The sequence below is a fragment of the Corynebacterium pseudogenitalium genome, assembly GCF_024453815.1.
Taxonomy (GTDB): domain Bacteria; phylum Actinomycetota; class Actinomycetes; order Mycobacteriales; family Mycobacteriaceae; genus Corynebacterium; species Corynebacterium pseudogenitalium.
Window position 1 is genome coordinate 1,237,122 of the sequence record NZ_CP072934.1, and the last position, 15,019, is coordinate 1,252,140.

Below are 15,019 nucleotides of genomic sequence, written 5' to 3' on the forward strand. Positions count from 1 at the left end.
GGTCAGCAGTCGGATTTCTTAAGCTGCGGATTGGTGACAAAATCCACGAGTCGCTCAACTGCGCCGATAAGGGTGGAATCAAGATCTCGGTATGTCTCGACAGCATCGTAGACACGCCGCCAGCCATCCTTCGGACTGCCCCACCCGGCACGTTGGCATACCCCTGTCTTCCAATCCTCTCCGTAAGGCACCTTTGGCCAGTTCTTCAACCCAACTCGTTCCGGCTTTACGGCTTCCCAGATGTCGATGTATGGGTGGCCTGTGACAAGTACGTGTGGACCTACCCCCTCGACGAGGCGGGACTCTTTTGTGCCTTCGATGAGGTGGTCAGCAAGCACACCGATGCGTCGCCCCGGTCCCGGGTGGAACTCCTCCAGCCTGTCGCTCAAGTTGTCAAGCCCCTCAAGATACTCAACGACGACACCTTCGACTTTGAGGTCGTGCCCCCATACCTTCTGTACGATAGCGGCGTCGTGAATACCTTCCACCCAAATTCGGCTTGGCTGCGCAACTTTCGCTTTCGCGTTAGCTACTTTCCGTGAACCGGAGTTTGAGTGGGTGCTCGATTCCTGCTGCGGAGCGACATAGCGGTGTAAGGAGACTCGCTGTCCCTCTACTTCGAAGGCTCCGGGAAGCATCTTAAAAAGGCGTTGTTGCCCGTGCCTGTCCTCAAGACGAACGAAATCACCGTCGTACGTACGCTCAAAACCAACTACGGCTCCCACGAATTCGTCGCCCACAATCTCAACGATGATGCCCGGCTCTGCGGGGATGCTGGGATACTTGGGCTTCTTGTTGCGCGAATGCCCTTGGAAAATATCTCCGCTGTAACGATTATCCGGTGTCATAGTGGCACTAGTCTATCGGTTACCATCAGACGAATGAATCTTCGCGCGCATGTTTACTCGCCACTGCAAAACACTGCGGTGTGGATCGCAGCGTGGTTGTATCACGTGACGTCGACAGACGAAACGCTCGCAGCACTTGACGAGCTCGGTGGAGGCCACCATTATGGCACCGGTGGGGGCGTAGAATTACTCACCGAAATTCGCAGGGTAGCTAATCTTGAGTCCCGCGAGCCGGTCGTGCGGCTAGTCCTAGGTGGAGCGGGCGACACTCCGGCGCTGTGGGCTCACACAGCAGCGGCGGAAGCAATGACGGATGCAGGAGCCTTGATCATCATCGGGGCAGAAGGGCTCTATCACATTCTCATTCCGAGCTTCGAAACAGACGGCGTGCACTGGCGTTGGTTCGAGGATTATCGACGCCCACCCGAACCAGACTGGCTATCTCCTGGTGAAGCCGACCAAATGCTGAGAAACGCAACAGATCAAGCTGCGATGATGATTGAGGCCGTCGCCCAGCCCAACGAAACGCTGTCCTCACCCCGACTCACGGTCGGCCATATCACCGATTTCTATGACACCCCAGGATTGCCAATTGCCACCACGCCAAGGGCAGCTCAGATTTTTGCGCGCGCGGATAGAGTCTCGGCGATCGTCGAGACGGTGACAGACCGGCTGGGAGATCACTCTTTTGATCAGCACTTGCTCGTATTGGGAAGGAGCATCCGAAGAGCGCGAACAGCAGGCGTTGCGGAAGCCGTTCGCGATTTTCGGGCTACTCGGTAACGCGCGGACGAATCGGAGCGCAGCAATCAGTGTGGCAAGGAACACCATTTTCGGTGCAGCCCTGCACCGAAATCGTGGACAGCGTAGGAGGCGTCGTGCCGCGGCTAATGCATTCTGCAATGTCAACGATCATCGATGCGAACCGCGGCTCGAGACCGATAGTCGGGACCCTGGTGAATTCAACGCCGAGCTTGTCGCACTCAGCCTTCAATTCGGTATCGAGATCCCACACAACTTCCATATGGTCAGTCAAGAACCCGATCGGCACGCAAACGATGTGAGTGACTCCCTGTTGATGGAGCTCCTTGACGCGGTCGATAATATCGGGCTCTAGCCACGGAGTCTGCGGGTTGCCGGAACGCGATTGCCAAACGTTTTCGTAAGTCTCTACTCCTGCATGCTCTGCGACGAGGCGCGAAGCCTCAAGGACCTGTCGCGAGTAAAGATGTGCGTCCTCGTGGCCGCCAGCGGCGGCATCTGCAGCTGTGGGAATTGAGTGCGCCGAGAAGAGGATCCGGGTCGTTCGCAAAGCCTTGTCATCGATTGACTCCATTGCTTGCTTCAACGAATCACCCATGAGCCGGACAAACGTTGGGTGCCCGTAGAACTGCCACAGTTTTGTGAAATGCAGCTCAGGGTGTGCCTGGTGCAACCGAGCAATATCCTCATCATACTGACGGCAAGCGGAGTAACCGCCCCAAGCGCTCGTAGCGAAAACGAGGATGTTCCGATGCCCAGCTTCTGAGATTTCGCGTGCGGTATCTTCTGCGAAAGGATGCCAATTCCGATTTCCGAAATAGACCGGAAGATTATGCCCCCGCCTACTCAGCTCGGCACGAAGCTGCTCGATAATTTCTAGATTTTGGCCATTAATTGGGCTCACTCCACCGAAGTGGAAATAGTGCTCACCAACTACTTTCAACCGCTCTTTCGGGATGCCCCTGCCGCGTGTGACATTTTCGAGGAATGGAATTACTTCGTCCTCCCCTTCTGGTCCACCGAAAGAGAGCACGAGCAACGCATCGAAATTTTTGAATGCCATGGGGAACGATTCTAATGAACTAAAGCAGACGGACTGCATTCGCTGACATACCAGACCAACGAACTGGAGCAATCTGAACATTCTGGCCAGCTTGGGGAGCCTCGATCATCATGCCGTCGCCGAGGTAAATTGCCACGTGCTGACTGCCGCCAGGGCCCCAGAACAAGAGATCGCCACGTTGTGCTTCACTCGGCGCAACTGGAGTTCCTCGCTGGTACTGGTAGCCCGTGTAGTGCGGCAGCGAAATTCCTACGCCAGCAAAGGCGTAGAGTACAAGCCCAGAGCAATCGAATCCAGACATGCTCCCGCCATTCACACCCACGGTTGGACCATTCGCGTCACCACCGCCCCAAACATACGGCGTACCGATCATCGCTTCGGCACGTGCGATTACTGTCTCTACAGACGAGGAATTTGCCGACGGTGCTAAGGCAGACCGAACTTCATTCGTAATCGACTCGAAAGTGCCAACTGCAGGAACGACCTGCGACAGATCGGAAGTAGCAGAGTCAGGCTGACCAGCGGAGGAATCAGCAGCCAGAACACTATTGAGCCCCTGTGCGAAAGCAGCAATGACGTCACTTGTGCTCGAGCCTCCATAGGGGTTCGCTGTTTCGCTGTGATCAGGCTGAGAGGAACCAACGAGGGCTTCAGAAGCGACGATGGTTGCCGCTTGGGTCAGCAAGTCAGTGACATCGCTCCCCTCGGAGTACTCGAGCCGCGGCGTATCTGCCTGGTTGGAGACCTCCACATATCCACCTGTACGCTGCGCCGTATTCACGGCTTGTACTAGTGCTTGTTCATTTGGAACCTCAGCTCCAGGGGCAATTTCGTTCATTCGTTCTTCGACGGCGTCAAGAAGCTCAGGCGAAACCTCATACGTTTCAGCTGGAGTCTCCTGAACCTCAGCTGACTGCGGCGCAGGGCTATTTGAGATACCACGTTCCTGCGCGACGTCGCTCTCGATGCTGTTCAACTCCGCAGATGCAGCCTCGCGCTGCTCAATGACATCGTCTAGTTGTGAAGACAGAGAGGCAAGCTCATCACGCGTAGCGGATTCTGCGGCCACAGCTTCGTCCGCAGCCTGCTGCGCAACTTCACTGGCCTGGCGCTGCAGAGATTCATCGTTCGCAGCCTCGAGGCGAGCTTGCTCAACTTCGGCGAGCTTTTGCTGTTTTTCCTCGCTTCGTTGGCGGAGAAAGAGTGAACGGTCAAGTACATCCTTTTGCGATTGCTCTCCACCGAGTGCCTGAATCGGGCTTCCACCAGCGGAGTTGCGATACTGCGACCGAGTCACTGCGGATAGCTCAGCACGAGCTTTCTCAACTGCCGCCTGCGATTCCTCCAGACGACGCTTCGCCTCCTCAGCACCGCGGCGTGCCTGCTCAGAACGAGACTGAGCATCATGGAGGTCTACAAAAGCACGATTTGCCGCTTCCCGCAGTTGACCAATTTTCAGGTCTAGTTCGGCGATCTCAGCTTGCGATGCTGAAAGCTTGGCTACTAGAGCAGACGCGGTTGACTGCGCTGCGGGAGCAGCAACAGCAGGGCCCACAGGAGAGCTCAACGAAAAAGCCAACGCGAAACTGGTTGAACAAGCAAGGGTGCTGGACCAAACCTGGCGAGCACGCGTTCGCGTGCTCTTCGACGGGGTAACCACGAAGGTGCTCCTCACGCCGCACCCAACATCAACTCATGCAAAGTCTCACGCCGGGCAAGCAAGCGAGTGACTAGCTCGCTGTCAGGCAAACCCGACCTGTGAAGACTCCGCGTGCTGAGACGAGTACGGCTCTGTTAAATCGACTACTGAAAACAGCCTCACGGTTGTGTACGACGCAAACATAGACGTGGTTTGACTGGACCACACGTGTCAAAAGTCAGTGCAACTTCCTTGACTAGAGGAAAGCTCTGGCACGTTTGCAACACACCTCAGCTCATGAGGCAACAAACAAACCATACGACACTTAACTGATTTGTTACACAAACTTTATCTTCAGTAACAGAAGTTAAGGATTTTCACTTGACGACGAGAGCTCTAACCTTGGATTATGTAGGCACAAAAGTAGCAGTGTGATTATTGTCACTTAAAAGTCGCCAATCGAAACGTCAAGGCTCTACGCCTGACGCCAATTCTGGATAGCGGTAGCTCCACACGTGACGATGAGGACTACTGCAACCGCAATCAATACCGAAATCCAATCAAGCTGCCTAGAGGATGCCCCTTGCAGAAACTGCGCCACCCCGTCTTCGTAGCTTGAGGCCCGTACAGAGGCGAGCTGGCCAGCCTCGATTGAGGAGCGTGGAAACTTTTCTGATGTAGCAATGGCGACATCGGGCGTTCGGATATAGATAGTTTCGATTCCGGTGGCAAGATTGAGGTCTTGCGCCAGATCTCTTAGCTCAGGAATGTGGGGAGGCGTCGAGTCGAGAAAAACGAGCCCCACATTAAGGCCAGAATGATCATGCGCGCTCGACAAGGTGGAAGATAGTGACTGTTCCAGGCTGCCGGTGCCTTCATTGGCAGTCTCGAATGCGATACCGTCAATATTGAGCTGATCTACAAGGCTATCGAATCGTGGATCTGGATTTTGGTATTGCATGTCGCGGCTACATTCCTCTGTGGTCGATGGGCCCCTCATTCTATCCTGTATGGCGATAATCACCTTGTACTCCCCCGTACAGTTGGCCTTAACTGCGGAGATTGTTGGGTTGTGCCCCAAATGGGGGGTTTAGCTCCATTTTTTCTCAAATCTTCCCTGTTGGACAACAAACATTACATCCGTACTGTTATCATTGCTACGCATAGGCGGTTAATCGCATATCTTTGAGGTTGACCGTTTGGACCTTGTTCCAATTTATCTGGTTTACGACGAGAAACGGAGCTTACTGTGACCGAAAGCAAGAACTCCTTTAACGCCAAGAAGTCGCTTCAGGTCGGCGAGAAGTCTTATGACTACTTCGCACTTGATGCGGTTGAAGGCATGGAGAAACTTCCATACTCCCTCAAGGTTCTTGGTGAAAACCTCCTCCGCACTGAGGATGGCAAGAACGTGACCAAGAAACACATCGAGGCTATTGCGAACTGGGATCCAGATGCCGAGCCATCTGTAGAAATTCAGTTCACCCCTGCCCGCGTCCTTATGCAGGACTTTACCGGTGTTCCTTGTGTCGTGGACCTGGCCACCATGCGTGAGGCAGTTTCCACACTCGGCGGTGATCCTGATCAGGTCAACCCGCTGAACCCAGCCGAGATGGTCATCGACCACTCTGTGATCATCGAGGCGTTCGGTTCCACCAACGCTCTCGACAAGAACGTCGCAATCGAGTACCAACGCAACGAGGAGCGCTACCAGTTCCTGCGTTGGGGTGCTGAGAACTTCTCGAACTTCCGCGTTGTGCCACCGGGGACCGGTATCGTTCACCAGGTCAACATTGAGTACCTCTCCCGTGTTGTATTCGATAACGATGGCGTTGCATACCCAGACACCTGTATTGGTACCGACTCCCACACCACCATGGAAAATGGCCTTGGCATCCTGGGCTGGGGCGTTGGCGGTATTGAGGCTGAGGCTGCAATGCTTGGCCAGCCAGTTTCGATGTTGATCCCACGCGTTGTCGGATTCAAGCTCACCGGTGAGATTCCTGCCGGCGTCACCGCTACCGATGTTGTGTTGACGATTACCGAGATGCTGCGCGAGCACGGCGTGGTTCAGAAGTTCGTCGAGTTCTACGGCAATGGTGTAAAGCAGATCCCACTTGCAAACCGTGCGACGATCGGCAACATGTCGCCTGAGTTCGGCTCCACCTGTGCGATCTTCCCAATCGATGAAGAGACCATCAACTACCTGCACCTTACCGGTCGTTCCCAGGAGGACATCGACCGTGTGGAGGCATACGCGAAGGCTCAGGGCATGTGGCTTGAGCAGGACGCTCCAGAGGCGAAGTACTCCGAATACTTGGAGCTTGATCTCTCAACGGTCGTTCCGTCAATCGCTGGCCCGAAGCGTCCGCAGGACCGCATCCTCCTGTCCGAATCCAAGGACACCTTCCGTAAGCAGCTGCCGGACTACAACGATGCTGGCAACGAGACCTTCGAGCCAGTTCGTGCGGCGAAGGTTGAGACAGTTGACTTCAATCAGTCCTGGCCTGCAAATGGAGAATCTGCAGCGGTCGGCGCAGAGGGTCGTGCTTCGAAGCCCGTTATCGTTGAGTCGCCGCAGGGTGGCGAGTACACCCTGGATCACGGCATGGTTGCGATTGCAGCTATTACTTCCTGCACCAACACTTCCAACCCATCGGTCATGGTTGGCGCTGCTCTGCTCGCACGCAAGGCTGCGGAAAAGGGTCTGAAGGCGAAGCCATGGGTTAAGACAATCATGGCACCGGGTTCCCAGGTTGTCGACGGCTACTACGAACGCGCCGATCTCTGGAAGGACCTCGAGGCTGTTGGCTTCTACCTCACCGGCTTCGGCTGTGCATCCTGCATCGGTAACTCTGGTCCTCTGCCAACAGAGGTCTCCGACGCTATCAACGAATACGACCTGACCGCGACCGCAGTCCTGTCTGGCAACCGTAACTTCGAGGGCCGCATTTCTCCTGACGTCAAGATGAACTACTTGGCTTCGCCTCTGCTCGTCATCGCCTACTCCATCGCTGGCACGATGGACTTCGATTTCGAGACCCAGCCACTTGGTCTGGACCAGGATGGCAACGACGTCTTCCTGAAGGATGTATGGCCATCAACTGAGGAAATTGAATCCACCATTGCTGGCACAATCTCCCGTGAAATGTACGAGGCTGACTACGCCGACGTCTTCAAGGGTGACAAGCAGTGGCAGGATCTGGATATCCCAACCGGCAAGACATTCGAGTGGAACGACGATTCCACGTACATCCGCAAGGCCCCGTACTTTGACGGAATGCCAGCTGAGCCAAACGACGTTTCGGACATCGATGGTGCTCGCGTCCTTGCCAAGTTGGGTGACTCTGTAACGACGGACCACATCTCCCCTGCTTCGTCCATCAAGCCAGGTACGCCGGCAGCAAACTACCTCGATGCAAACGGCGTCAAGCGCCAGGACTACAACTCCTTCGGCTCGCGTCGTGGTAACCACGAGGTCATGGTTCGCGGTACCTTTGCCAACATCCGTCTCCGCAACGAGCTTGTTGAGGACGCTGGTGGCTACACTCGTGACTTCACCCAGGAAGGTGCACCGCAGGCATTCATCTACGATGCTGCGCAGAACTATCAGGCCGCTGGTATTCCGCTTGTCGTCCTGGCAGGCAAGGAATACGGCACTGGTTCTTCCCGCGACTGGGCTGCAAAGGGCACGAAGCTGCTCGGCGTCCGCGCTGTCATCGCTGAGTCCTTCGAGCGTATTCACCGTTCGAACCTCATCGGCATGGGCGTGCTTCCACTGCAGTTCCCAGAAGGAAAGTCTCACGCATCGCTCGGGCTCGACGGCACAGAGACGATCTCCATTAGCGGCATCACAGCGTTCAATGAGAACGGAACGATCCCTGAGACCGTCCGTGTATCCGCAACGAAGGATTCCGGCGAGACCGTAGAATTCGACGCTGTAGTCCGCGTAGATACACCAGGTGAGGCTGAATACTACCGTCACGGTGGTATTTTGCAGTATGTTCTTCGCCAGATGGTCAAGAACTAACACCGTAGTTACGTAACACGCTTGAGGGGTCTCCGCGGTATGTGGTGACCCCTTAAGTCTTTCTTTTTCTCCAATGCAATTATTAAGTAGCTCGAAAGGTTGGGCGCCTGACTATGCCGATCATTAGTGATGCAGAGCTCGCGCGGCGTCGCAAAGAAATCTTGGATGCGTCGAGAGCATGCTTCGCCAAGTATGGGTTTGAAGGAGCTACCGTAGCTCGTTTGGAAAAGGCCACTGGCAAAACGCGTGGTGCTATTTTTCATCACTTCGTAGACAAGGAAACGTTGTTTCTCGCCATCGCCAGCGAGGACGCTGAACGCCAAGCTGAGGTAGTTAGCCGACAGGGGCTCGTAGAAGTTATGCACGACCTCTTGCAACATCCGGAAGAAAATGACTGGTTCGTGACGCGTTCTGAGATTGTTCGAAAGCTCCGCACAGATCCTGCATTTGAAGCTCGGTGGAGGAAGCACCAGGAAGTACTTGATGAGGCTGTGCGGAAACGGCTGGAATCGAATACGGCGATGCGGCAAGATGTGCCAATTGAAGTAATGCAGACCTATCTAGAGACAGTTCTGGAAGGGTTCATAATCAAATTGGCCGCAGGTGAGCCACCAGAGCAGCTGGAAGCAATGCTAGACGTTGTCGAGCAGTCTGTTCGATCTTCGGTTTCTAGCTAGCTACCGGGCGATATAGACTGTTCGTCATGTCTAAGTTGCTTATGGTGTCGCTGCGAAATGGTGAGATCGGTGCTGACGTTGCTCACGCCGAGTACAACGACGTACTCAAAGCGACGAAGATGGATCAGACAGCTATAGAGCTCTGTCATATCTCTGACGAGCACGCCCAGCTGAAGTCACTGGATTCAGTTGAAGGCGTGATCGTTGGAGGTTGTTCTTTAAACGTTTCAGATGCACATACCTCAGCGTGGGCGCAGCATGTAGATGCTGTGCTCACTGAGGTTGTGGAATCTGGAAAACCCGTGTTCTTCGTTTGTTTCGGAACGAGCTGGCTGGTGCACTACCTCGGAGGAAACATCGTTCACACGCATCCAGAGGACTCTGGCCCGACACAGGTTTCGCTTTCAGACGCCGGTAAACGTGACGTACTGCTTCAGGGGTTCCCAGGGAACTTCACAGCGCTGACCGGACATACCGAGAATCCTGACGAGTCCACCCTCCCGCCCTCACTTGAGATATTGGCAGTTGGGAATAGTTGTCCGGTTCAGATGATTCGGTACGGTGATCATGTTTGGGCGACGCAATTTCATGCGGAGATGGATGCCAAAGCAATGCAGACTCGTATGGACTTCTTCGCTAACTATGGGTACTTCTCTCCGGAAGACTACGACAAGATCGTAAAGGGGCTGCCTCTTCACGATGTTTCGTGGGCAAACAGAATTTTACAATCATTTACGCAATACTGCGTGGGTTGAGTAGAAACAACTTGTTTCTGGTAGCTAGAATTCCTACTTATGCATGCAATCATCACAACCACAGGTAAAGACCGTGTAGGCATCATCGCAGGAGTTGCGATCGCCGCGGCTGAGGTAAACCTCAATATCGTAGATGTTTCCCAAACTCTCATGGATGACTTCTTCACCATGATCATGCGTGTGGAACTTCCCGAAGGCGATGTAAACATGGAATTACTGCAAACTCACCTTTCAGCAGCTGGTGAATCTTTGGGGGTCATTGTTCGGATCCAGTCCGAGGACCTTTTCACCGCCATGAACGAAATCTAGGGAGGGGTTGCTGTGGCTGTTGATTTTGATTTCAAGTCCCAACACATTCTTGACGTCATCAAGATGATTGAGGACTACCGGCTGGACATTCGTACTGTAACAATGGGAATCTCACTCATCGGTTGTACACGTCCCACTATGGATGCAACGTGCCAGGCGGTCTACGACAGAGTGACGACGAAGGCAGCCCGTCTGGTAGAAGTTTGCCAGGACATTGAACGCGAGCTCGGTATTCCCATTGTGAACAAGCGAGTCTCCGTTTCTCCCATTGCTTTGGTCGCAGCTGGGGTGGACGGCAATCCGGTCGACATTGCAAAAGCGCTTGACAAAGCGGCGGGTGAGCTGGGAGTCAACTTCGTAGGTGGTTACTCGGCGCTCGTTGAAAAGGGGGCAACCACCTCTGATATGCGTCTCATCGAGTCCATTCCGGAGGCATTGACCGTCACGGAGAACGTGTGTGGCTCGGTGAACATCGCTACTTCCCGTGCTGGTATCAACATGGATGCTGTCGCGAAGATGGGGCGCGTCGTGAAAGAGGCAGCGGAGCTGACCAAAGACCGTTCTTCGATTGCGTGCGCAAAGCTTGTTGTGTTCGCAAATGCTGTGGGTGATAACCCATTTATGGCCGGAGCGTTCCATGGCATTGAGGAGCCTGACGCGGTTGTTTCAGTTGGTGTATCAGGCCCTGGTGTCGTCGACAATGCGATCCAGCGGCTCGGAAAAGCCAGCTTGAACGAGGTAGCTGAAGAGATCAAGAAGGCTGCGTTCAAGATCACCCGCGCAGGCCAGCTGGTTGGCAACCTTGCTTCAGAACGTCTCGGAGTGCCATTTGGCATCGTCGATCTCTCCTTGGCGCCGACTGCTGAGGTTGGTGACTCCGTTGCGCATATCCTCGAGCACATGGGGCTAGAGCAGGTCGGCACGCACGGCACGACGGCTGCGCTCGCGCTTCTTAACGACGCCGTCAAAAAGGGCGGCATGATGGCATGCTCCCGTGTCGGAGGGCTTTCTGGATCCTTTATTCCGGTTTCGGAAGATAAGGGCATGATTGATGCGGTCCGCGCTGGATCCATCAGTATGGACAAGCTCGAAGCGATGACGTCGATCTGCTCTGTCGGGTTTGACATGATCGCCATTCCTGGCGACACCTCCGCGGAGACCATCGCGGGGATGATCGCTGATGAGGCTGCAATCGGCGTCATGAACCATAAGACCACCGCAGCGCGCCTCATCCCCGTCCCCGACACCAAGCCAGGTGACGAGGTAAACTTCGGCGGCCTGCTCGGCTACGCGCCGGTCATCCCGGTCAATACGAAGAGCAGCGCGGAGATGATCCAGCGCGGCGGCTTCATTCCGGCACCTGTGCACGGGTTTAGGAACTAGGCGTGCTTTCCTTGACCCTCACATTGTGTGAGGGTTTAGGTTTGAAGGCGTGAAGATTTCAGATGTTGCCGTGGCCGCAGGTTGCTCCGTACGTTCAGTGCGCCACCTGCACCAAAGCGGAGCCGTAGCAGAGCCCGCTCGCACGAGTAGCAACTACCGGGAGTACACGATCAGCGACCTCGCTGCTGTGGTCCGGGCTCGTGCGCTTATCGACGCCGGCGTGCCCATCGCCGACGTCGCAGCAAAAGACACAGCGCTTGTGGTCGAGCATGCTCTAGACCAGCTGGATAGCCGCATTGCCCACCTGCAGCAGCAGCGAAAAAGGCTGGCCAGGCTTGCGTCCAATCCTTCTGGCGCGCCGGAGGATATCCGCCAAGCACTGGGTGGAGTATTCACCGACCCGCAGGCGCTCCAGCGCGAGCTGGACGCGTGGGATCTCATGGCGCTGACCGGGGTTACCACTGCCGCCACGTGGGACCAGCTACGTACAAACCTCAACGATCCGGAGTGCGTCAAGGCAGCCCGCGCCGCCGAGAAACTCTGGGACGACCTGGGGGAAATGCGGCCGCGGGACAGCAACGTAGCCGAAACCGCCGCGCGCTTTCGCGAGCTCCTCCCCCACGGGCTGCTCCGGGGCGTTCTCTCTACCCTCCAGCCTGGTGACGTACCACTCGGTGTACACGATGTGCCGACCCGTGGCGCGCAACGAGTCGTGCTGCAGGCGTTGGCGGAGGGCTTCGATGGATAAGGTCCTCTCACTGTGGAAGAGGCATCCAGGCTTCCGTCTTGCACGCTACGAGCTCGAACTGTACCTCGATTTACTGCGGTGGATTCGCGGCCACCGGCTCGTGCCAGAGGATGCGGAGGTCCTCCCCCACCCGCCAGGGCGATTGCAGATGCTCGTGAGCGTGGTTTCGGTCTTGTGCATTGAGATGGTGGTGGTTCACCTGCTCCTACCCGAAAGCACGGTGCGGTTAATTGCGCTGCTGCTGTCCATCTGGGGCGTTGTGTACGTCGCCTCGCTGATCGGCAGCGAACGCATTCGGCCGAGCTACGTTGCCGATGACGTAACAGTACTGCGCCGCGGCAAGCTAGTGTTTGCCGAAATCCCGTCCTCGCTCATCAAGCAAAAACACCACCAACGAACGTTTGCGTCCGAGGTGTCTATTGACGGCGAGACGCTCACTGTAGGCGGGGCAGGTGGCACCGACACGCTTCTAGATCTCAGCGAGGCGATCGACGTCGCCGGTGATCGCTACCCCTGGCAGCGACCCCGGATGCAACCAGTGACTCAAATCCGTTACTACGCCGGGGGTGCACGTGAATCTAGCGCTTCTTCCCGATAAGGAAGTAAGACACCCAGCCAAAGGTGTTTACCACGCCGATGATCGGCGTCCACAGCCACTTGGGGCCACGCAATTTGCTGTCTTCGGCCCTTGCGAGGTCGCGCAGCGCAACTGCTTTGCCGACTGTATCCATCGCCGCAAGCACTCCTACGATAGTTTTTTGGTCTGTTGACATGCTATTCCATGCGTCACGCAGGAACTTCAGGTTTTCGTTGTTGGCCATGTGGTCAGTCTACGCGTCGGTTAGAACAGTACGTTATTGCGCGGTGTGCCGATCACCACACCGTTGAGTCACACGCTAGTCAGGACAAGCGTAACCACAGTGCTTTCGGAGTCAGGCGGCGCCTCAATAAGCGAGCTGCCTGGTGTTATCACGTGCTCCAGCAGCCTCACTGATTGATTGTCGGCGATTCTTCGTCCATAAATATTTTGCGGCCGATCGAGGGCGCATTAGCGGTAATCTGGTAACTCGAATCTCCGTTTTAGTCCTCGATCTCGTAGCTGGTGGACAACAAGACCACTAACATTTTGCAGGTAGTTTTAAGCCAATTCGACGATCTCCATATACTCGTCGCTCCATAGATCTTCATCGCCTTCAGGCATGATAATCACTCGCTCAGGCTCAAGCGCTTCGACGGCTCCAGGGTCATGCGTGACAAGGACGACAGCGCCGGAATAGGTTTTCAGTGCATCCAACACCTGTTGTCGGGACTGCGGGTCCAAGTTGTTCGTCGGCTCGTCAAGAAGAAGGACATTCGCCCGTGAGGAAACAAGCGTTGCCAATGCCAGCCTCGTTTTCTCACCACCCGATAGCGTTCCGGCCGGTTGGTCTAGCTTGTCGCCCGAGAACATGAACGCGCCAAGCAGCCCGCGTAAATCTTGCTGCCCGGCATCAGGGCATGCCTCGATCGTGTTTTCCCACACCGTTTTGGCACCGTCGATGGTGTCATGCTCCTGCGCGAAGTAGCCGATGCGAAGTCCGTGACCGGTGACCAAACCGCCTTCCCCATCAGTACGTTCGACGCCAGCGAGTAGCTTCAACAGCGTAGTTTTGCCAGCACCGTTGGTGCCGAGTACTACGACGCGGGAGCCTTTGTCTACAGCCAGGTCAACGCCGGCAAACACCTCAAGAGAACCGTACATCTTGGTTAGTCCCTTGCCGTAGAGCGGGGTCTTCCCACAGGGGGCGGGCTCTGGGAACTTAATGGAGGCGAACTTATCCGCCACACGGATATCATCAAGTTCACCCATCATGCGCTCAGCGCGAGCAAGCATCTGTTTAGCAGCTGCAGCCTTCGTCGCCTTCGCTCCGAGTTTGGCCGCCTGTTTTTGCAGTGCGGAAGCTTTCTTTTCCGCATTAGCGCGTTCACGGCGGCGTCGTGCTTCATCGAGTGCCCTGGCATCCTGGTACTTCTTGAAGCCCATGTTGTAGACATCAGCCTCAGCGCGCACTGCATCAAGGAACCAAATCTTATTGCATACTGCCTCAAGCAACTCAACATCGTGCGAAATCATGATCAAGCCACCATCGTGCTTGCTCAAGAACGAACGCAGCCATGTAATAGAGTCCGCGTCGAGGTGGTTAGTGGGCTCGTCGAGAAGCAGTGTGGTTTGGGACTTTCCAGAACCCGCCCGAGAGGCGAAAAGGATCTGTGCCAACTCCACGCGACGGCGTTGACCACCGCTGAGGGTACTGAGCTGTTGGTCGAGCACTCGTGCTGGAAGCCCGAGGTTGTCACAAATCTGCGCAGCCTCTGCGTTCGCCTCGTAACCGCCTAGCGCGTGGTACTGCTCTTCGAGCCGGGAAAACTTCTCGATTGCTTTATCACGGGTCGCACCATCTGACTCTTCCATGATGGAACGCTGCCGATCCATCGAGCGTTGGATCTGATCAAGGCCTCGCGCCGAAAGAACGCGATCTCGGGCACTCTGCTCGATATTGCCTTCTTTGGAGTCTTGTGGCAGGTATCCGATCTCGCCAGTACGAGTAACCGTGCCCGCGTAGGGTTCTGTTTCTCCTGCGAGGATTCGCATCGTAGTAGTCTTCCCGGCACCATTTCGGCCGACGAGACCGATTCTGTCACCAGGTTGAACACGGAGATGCTGCCCAGGCGCTTCGAGAAGCGTCCGGGCTCCTACACGGACTTCGAGATCATTAGTAACAATCACAAAGGGTTACTCTACAAGGCCGCGTGAGTAGACGAAAA

The 15,019-nt window shown here is 55.5% G+C and carries 14 protein-coding genes; 8 read left to right on the forward strand and 6 right to left on the reverse strand.

The features are described from left to right. Nucleotides 1-2: 2 nt before the first annotated feature. Nucleotides 3-848 carry a DUF3097 domain-containing protein gene (locus KBP54_RS05950; RefSeq protein ID WP_070477105.1) on the reverse strand — a complete coding sequence of 282 codons (846 nt, stop codon included), beginning with the start codon at nt 846-848 and terminating at the stop codon, nt 3-5. Between the two features lie 33 nt (nt 849-881). Between KBP54_RS05950 and KBP54_RS05955 the strand changes: the two genes are divergently transcribed. Next, complete coding sequence (locus KBP54_RS05955; RefSeq protein WP_256005000.1) at nt 882-1,631, forward strand: hypothetical protein; 750 nt, start codon at nt 882-884, stop codon at nt 1,629-1,631. Here the strand turns inward: KBP54_RS05955 and KBP54_RS05960 are convergent. From KBP54_RS05960 to KBP54_RS05970, 3 genes are all read right to left on the reverse strand, one after another. Beyond that, nucleotides 1,621-2,673 carry a ferrochelatase gene (locus KBP54_RS05960; RefSeq protein ID WP_256005002.1) on the reverse strand — a complete coding sequence of 351 codons (1,053 nt, stop codon included), beginning with the start codon at nt 2,671-2,673 and terminating at the stop codon, nt 1,621-1,623. The two genes, KBP54_RS05955 and KBP54_RS05960, sit on opposite strands and share 11 nt — an antisense overlap. 19 nt (nt 2,674-2,692) lie before the next feature. Beyond that, nucleotides 2,693-4,240 carry an NlpC/P60 family protein gene (locus tag KBP54_RS05965; protein ID WP_256005003.1) on the reverse strand — a complete coding sequence of 516 codons (1,548 nt, stop codon included), beginning with the start codon at nt 4,238-4,240 and terminating at the stop codon, nt 2,693-2,695. A 547-nt stretch (nt 4,241-4,787) separates the two neighbouring features. Further along, nucleotides 4,788-5,273, reverse strand: coding sequence for an Rv1476 family membrane protein (locus KBP54_RS05970; RefSeq protein WP_256005005.1), 486 nt, complete (start codon nt 5,271-5,273; stop codon nt 4,788-4,790). Nucleotides 5,274-5,561: 288 nt separating this feature from the next. On the opposite strand from KBP54_RS05970, the gene acnA reads away from it, so the two are divergent. The 7 genes from acnA (at nt 5,562) to KBP54_RS06005 (ending at nt 12,812) form a co-directional block, all read left to right on the forward strand. Beyond that, nucleotides 5,562-8,342 carry an aconitate hydratase AcnA gene (gene acnA / locus KBP54_RS05975; RefSeq protein WP_070477099.1) on the forward strand — a complete coding sequence of 927 codons (2,781 nt, stop codon included), beginning with the start codon at nt 5,562-5,564 and terminating at the stop codon, nt 8,340-8,342. A 113-nt stretch (nt 8,343-8,455) separates the two neighbouring features. Continuing rightward, nucleotides 8,456-9,019, forward strand: coding sequence for a TetR/AcrR family transcriptional regulator (locus KBP54_RS05980; protein WP_070362446.1), 564 nt, complete (start codon nt 8,456-8,458; stop codon nt 9,017-9,019). A 26-nt stretch (nt 9,020-9,045) separates the two neighbouring features. Beyond that, nucleotides 9,046-9,774: a glutamine amidotransferase-related protein gene (locus KBP54_RS05985; RefSeq protein ID WP_070362445.1), complete on the forward strand. Its 729-nt coding sequence runs from the start codon at nt 9,046-9,048 to the stop codon at nt 9,772-9,774. Between the two features lie 39 nt (nt 9,775-9,813). Beyond that, a complete protein-coding gene (locus KBP54_RS05990) occupies nt 9,814-10,083 on the forward strand; it encodes an ACT domain-containing protein (RefSeq protein WP_070477096.1) in 270 nt (89 codons plus the stop codon). A 12-nt stretch (nt 10,084-10,095) separates the two neighbouring features. Continuing rightward, nucleotides 10,096-11,466: a PFL family protein gene (locus KBP54_RS05995; protein ID WP_071572615.1), complete on the forward strand. Its 1,371-nt coding sequence runs from the start codon at nt 10,096-10,098 to the stop codon at nt 11,464-11,466. 49 nt (nt 11,467-11,515) lie between these two features. After that, a complete protein-coding gene (locus KBP54_RS06000) occupies nt 11,516-12,214 on the forward strand; it encodes a MerR family transcriptional regulator (protein ID WP_071572614.1) in 699 nt (232 codons plus the stop codon). After that, the gene (locus tag KBP54_RS06005; protein ID WP_070477092.1) at nt 12,207-12,812 is read left to right on the forward strand and encodes a hypothetical protein; all 606 of its coding nucleotides are present in this window, start codon (nt 12,207-12,209) and stop codon (nt 12,810-12,812) included. Before KBP54_RS06000 ends, KBP54_RS06005 begins: the two co-directional genes overlap by 8 nt. On the opposite strand, the gene KBP54_RS06010 is transcribed toward KBP54_RS06005, so the two are convergent. Continuing rightward, on the reverse strand, nt 12,793-13,035 hold the full coding sequence (locus KBP54_RS06010; RefSeq protein WP_070477090.1) for a PLDc N-terminal domain-containing protein: 243 nt from the start codon (nt 13,033-13,035) through the stop codon (nt 12,793-12,795). The genes KBP54_RS06005 and KBP54_RS06010 overlap by 20 nt on opposite strands. Before the next feature lie 317 nt (nt 13,036-13,352). Then, nucleotides 13,353-14,981, reverse strand: a complete 1,629-nt coding sequence (locus KBP54_RS06015; RefSeq protein ID WP_070477088.1) for an ABC-F family ATP-binding cassette domain-containing protein — start codon at nt 14,979-14,981, stop codon at nt 13,353-13,355. Nucleotides 14,982-15,019 lie beyond the last annotated feature (38 nt).

What these genes read in the sequence shown, in the direction of transcription:
- KBP54_RS05950 (WP_070477105.1), bottom strand. Translation starts at nt 848, where the DNA reads ATGACACCGGATAATCGTTACAGCGGAGATATTTTCCAAGGGCATTCG.
- KBP54_RS05955 (WP_256005000.1), top strand. Translation starts at nt 882, where the DNA reads ATGAATCTTCGCGCGCATGTTTACTCGCCACTGCAAAACACTGCGGTG.
- KBP54_RS05960 (WP_256005002.1), bottom strand. Translation starts at nt 2,673, where the DNA reads ATGGCATTCAAAAATTTCGATGCGTTGCTCGTGCTCTCTTTCGGTGGA.
- KBP54_RS05970 (WP_256005005.1), bottom strand. Translation starts at nt 5,273, where the DNA reads ATGCAATACCAAAATCCAGATCCACGATTCGATAGCCTTGTAGATCAG.
- KBP54_RS05980 (WP_070362446.1), top strand. Translation starts at nt 8,456, where the DNA reads ATGCCGATCATTAGTGATGCAGAGCTCGCGCGGCGTCGCAAAGAAATC.
- KBP54_RS05985 (WP_070362445.1), top strand. Translation starts at nt 9,046, where the DNA reads ATGTCTAAGTTGCTTATGGTGTCGCTGCGAAATGGTGAGATCGGTGCT.
- KBP54_RS05990 (WP_070477096.1), top strand. Translation starts at nt 9,814, where the DNA reads ATGCATGCAATCATCACAACCACAGGTAAAGACCGTGTAGGCATCATC.
- KBP54_RS06005 (WP_070477092.1), top strand. Translation starts at nt 12,207, where the DNA reads ATGGATAAGGTCCTCTCACTGTGGAAGAGGCATCCAGGCTTCCGTCTT.
- KBP54_RS06010 (WP_070477090.1), bottom strand. Translation starts at nt 13,035, where the DNA reads ATGGCCAACAACGAAAACCTGAAGTTCCTGCGTGACGCATGGAATAGC.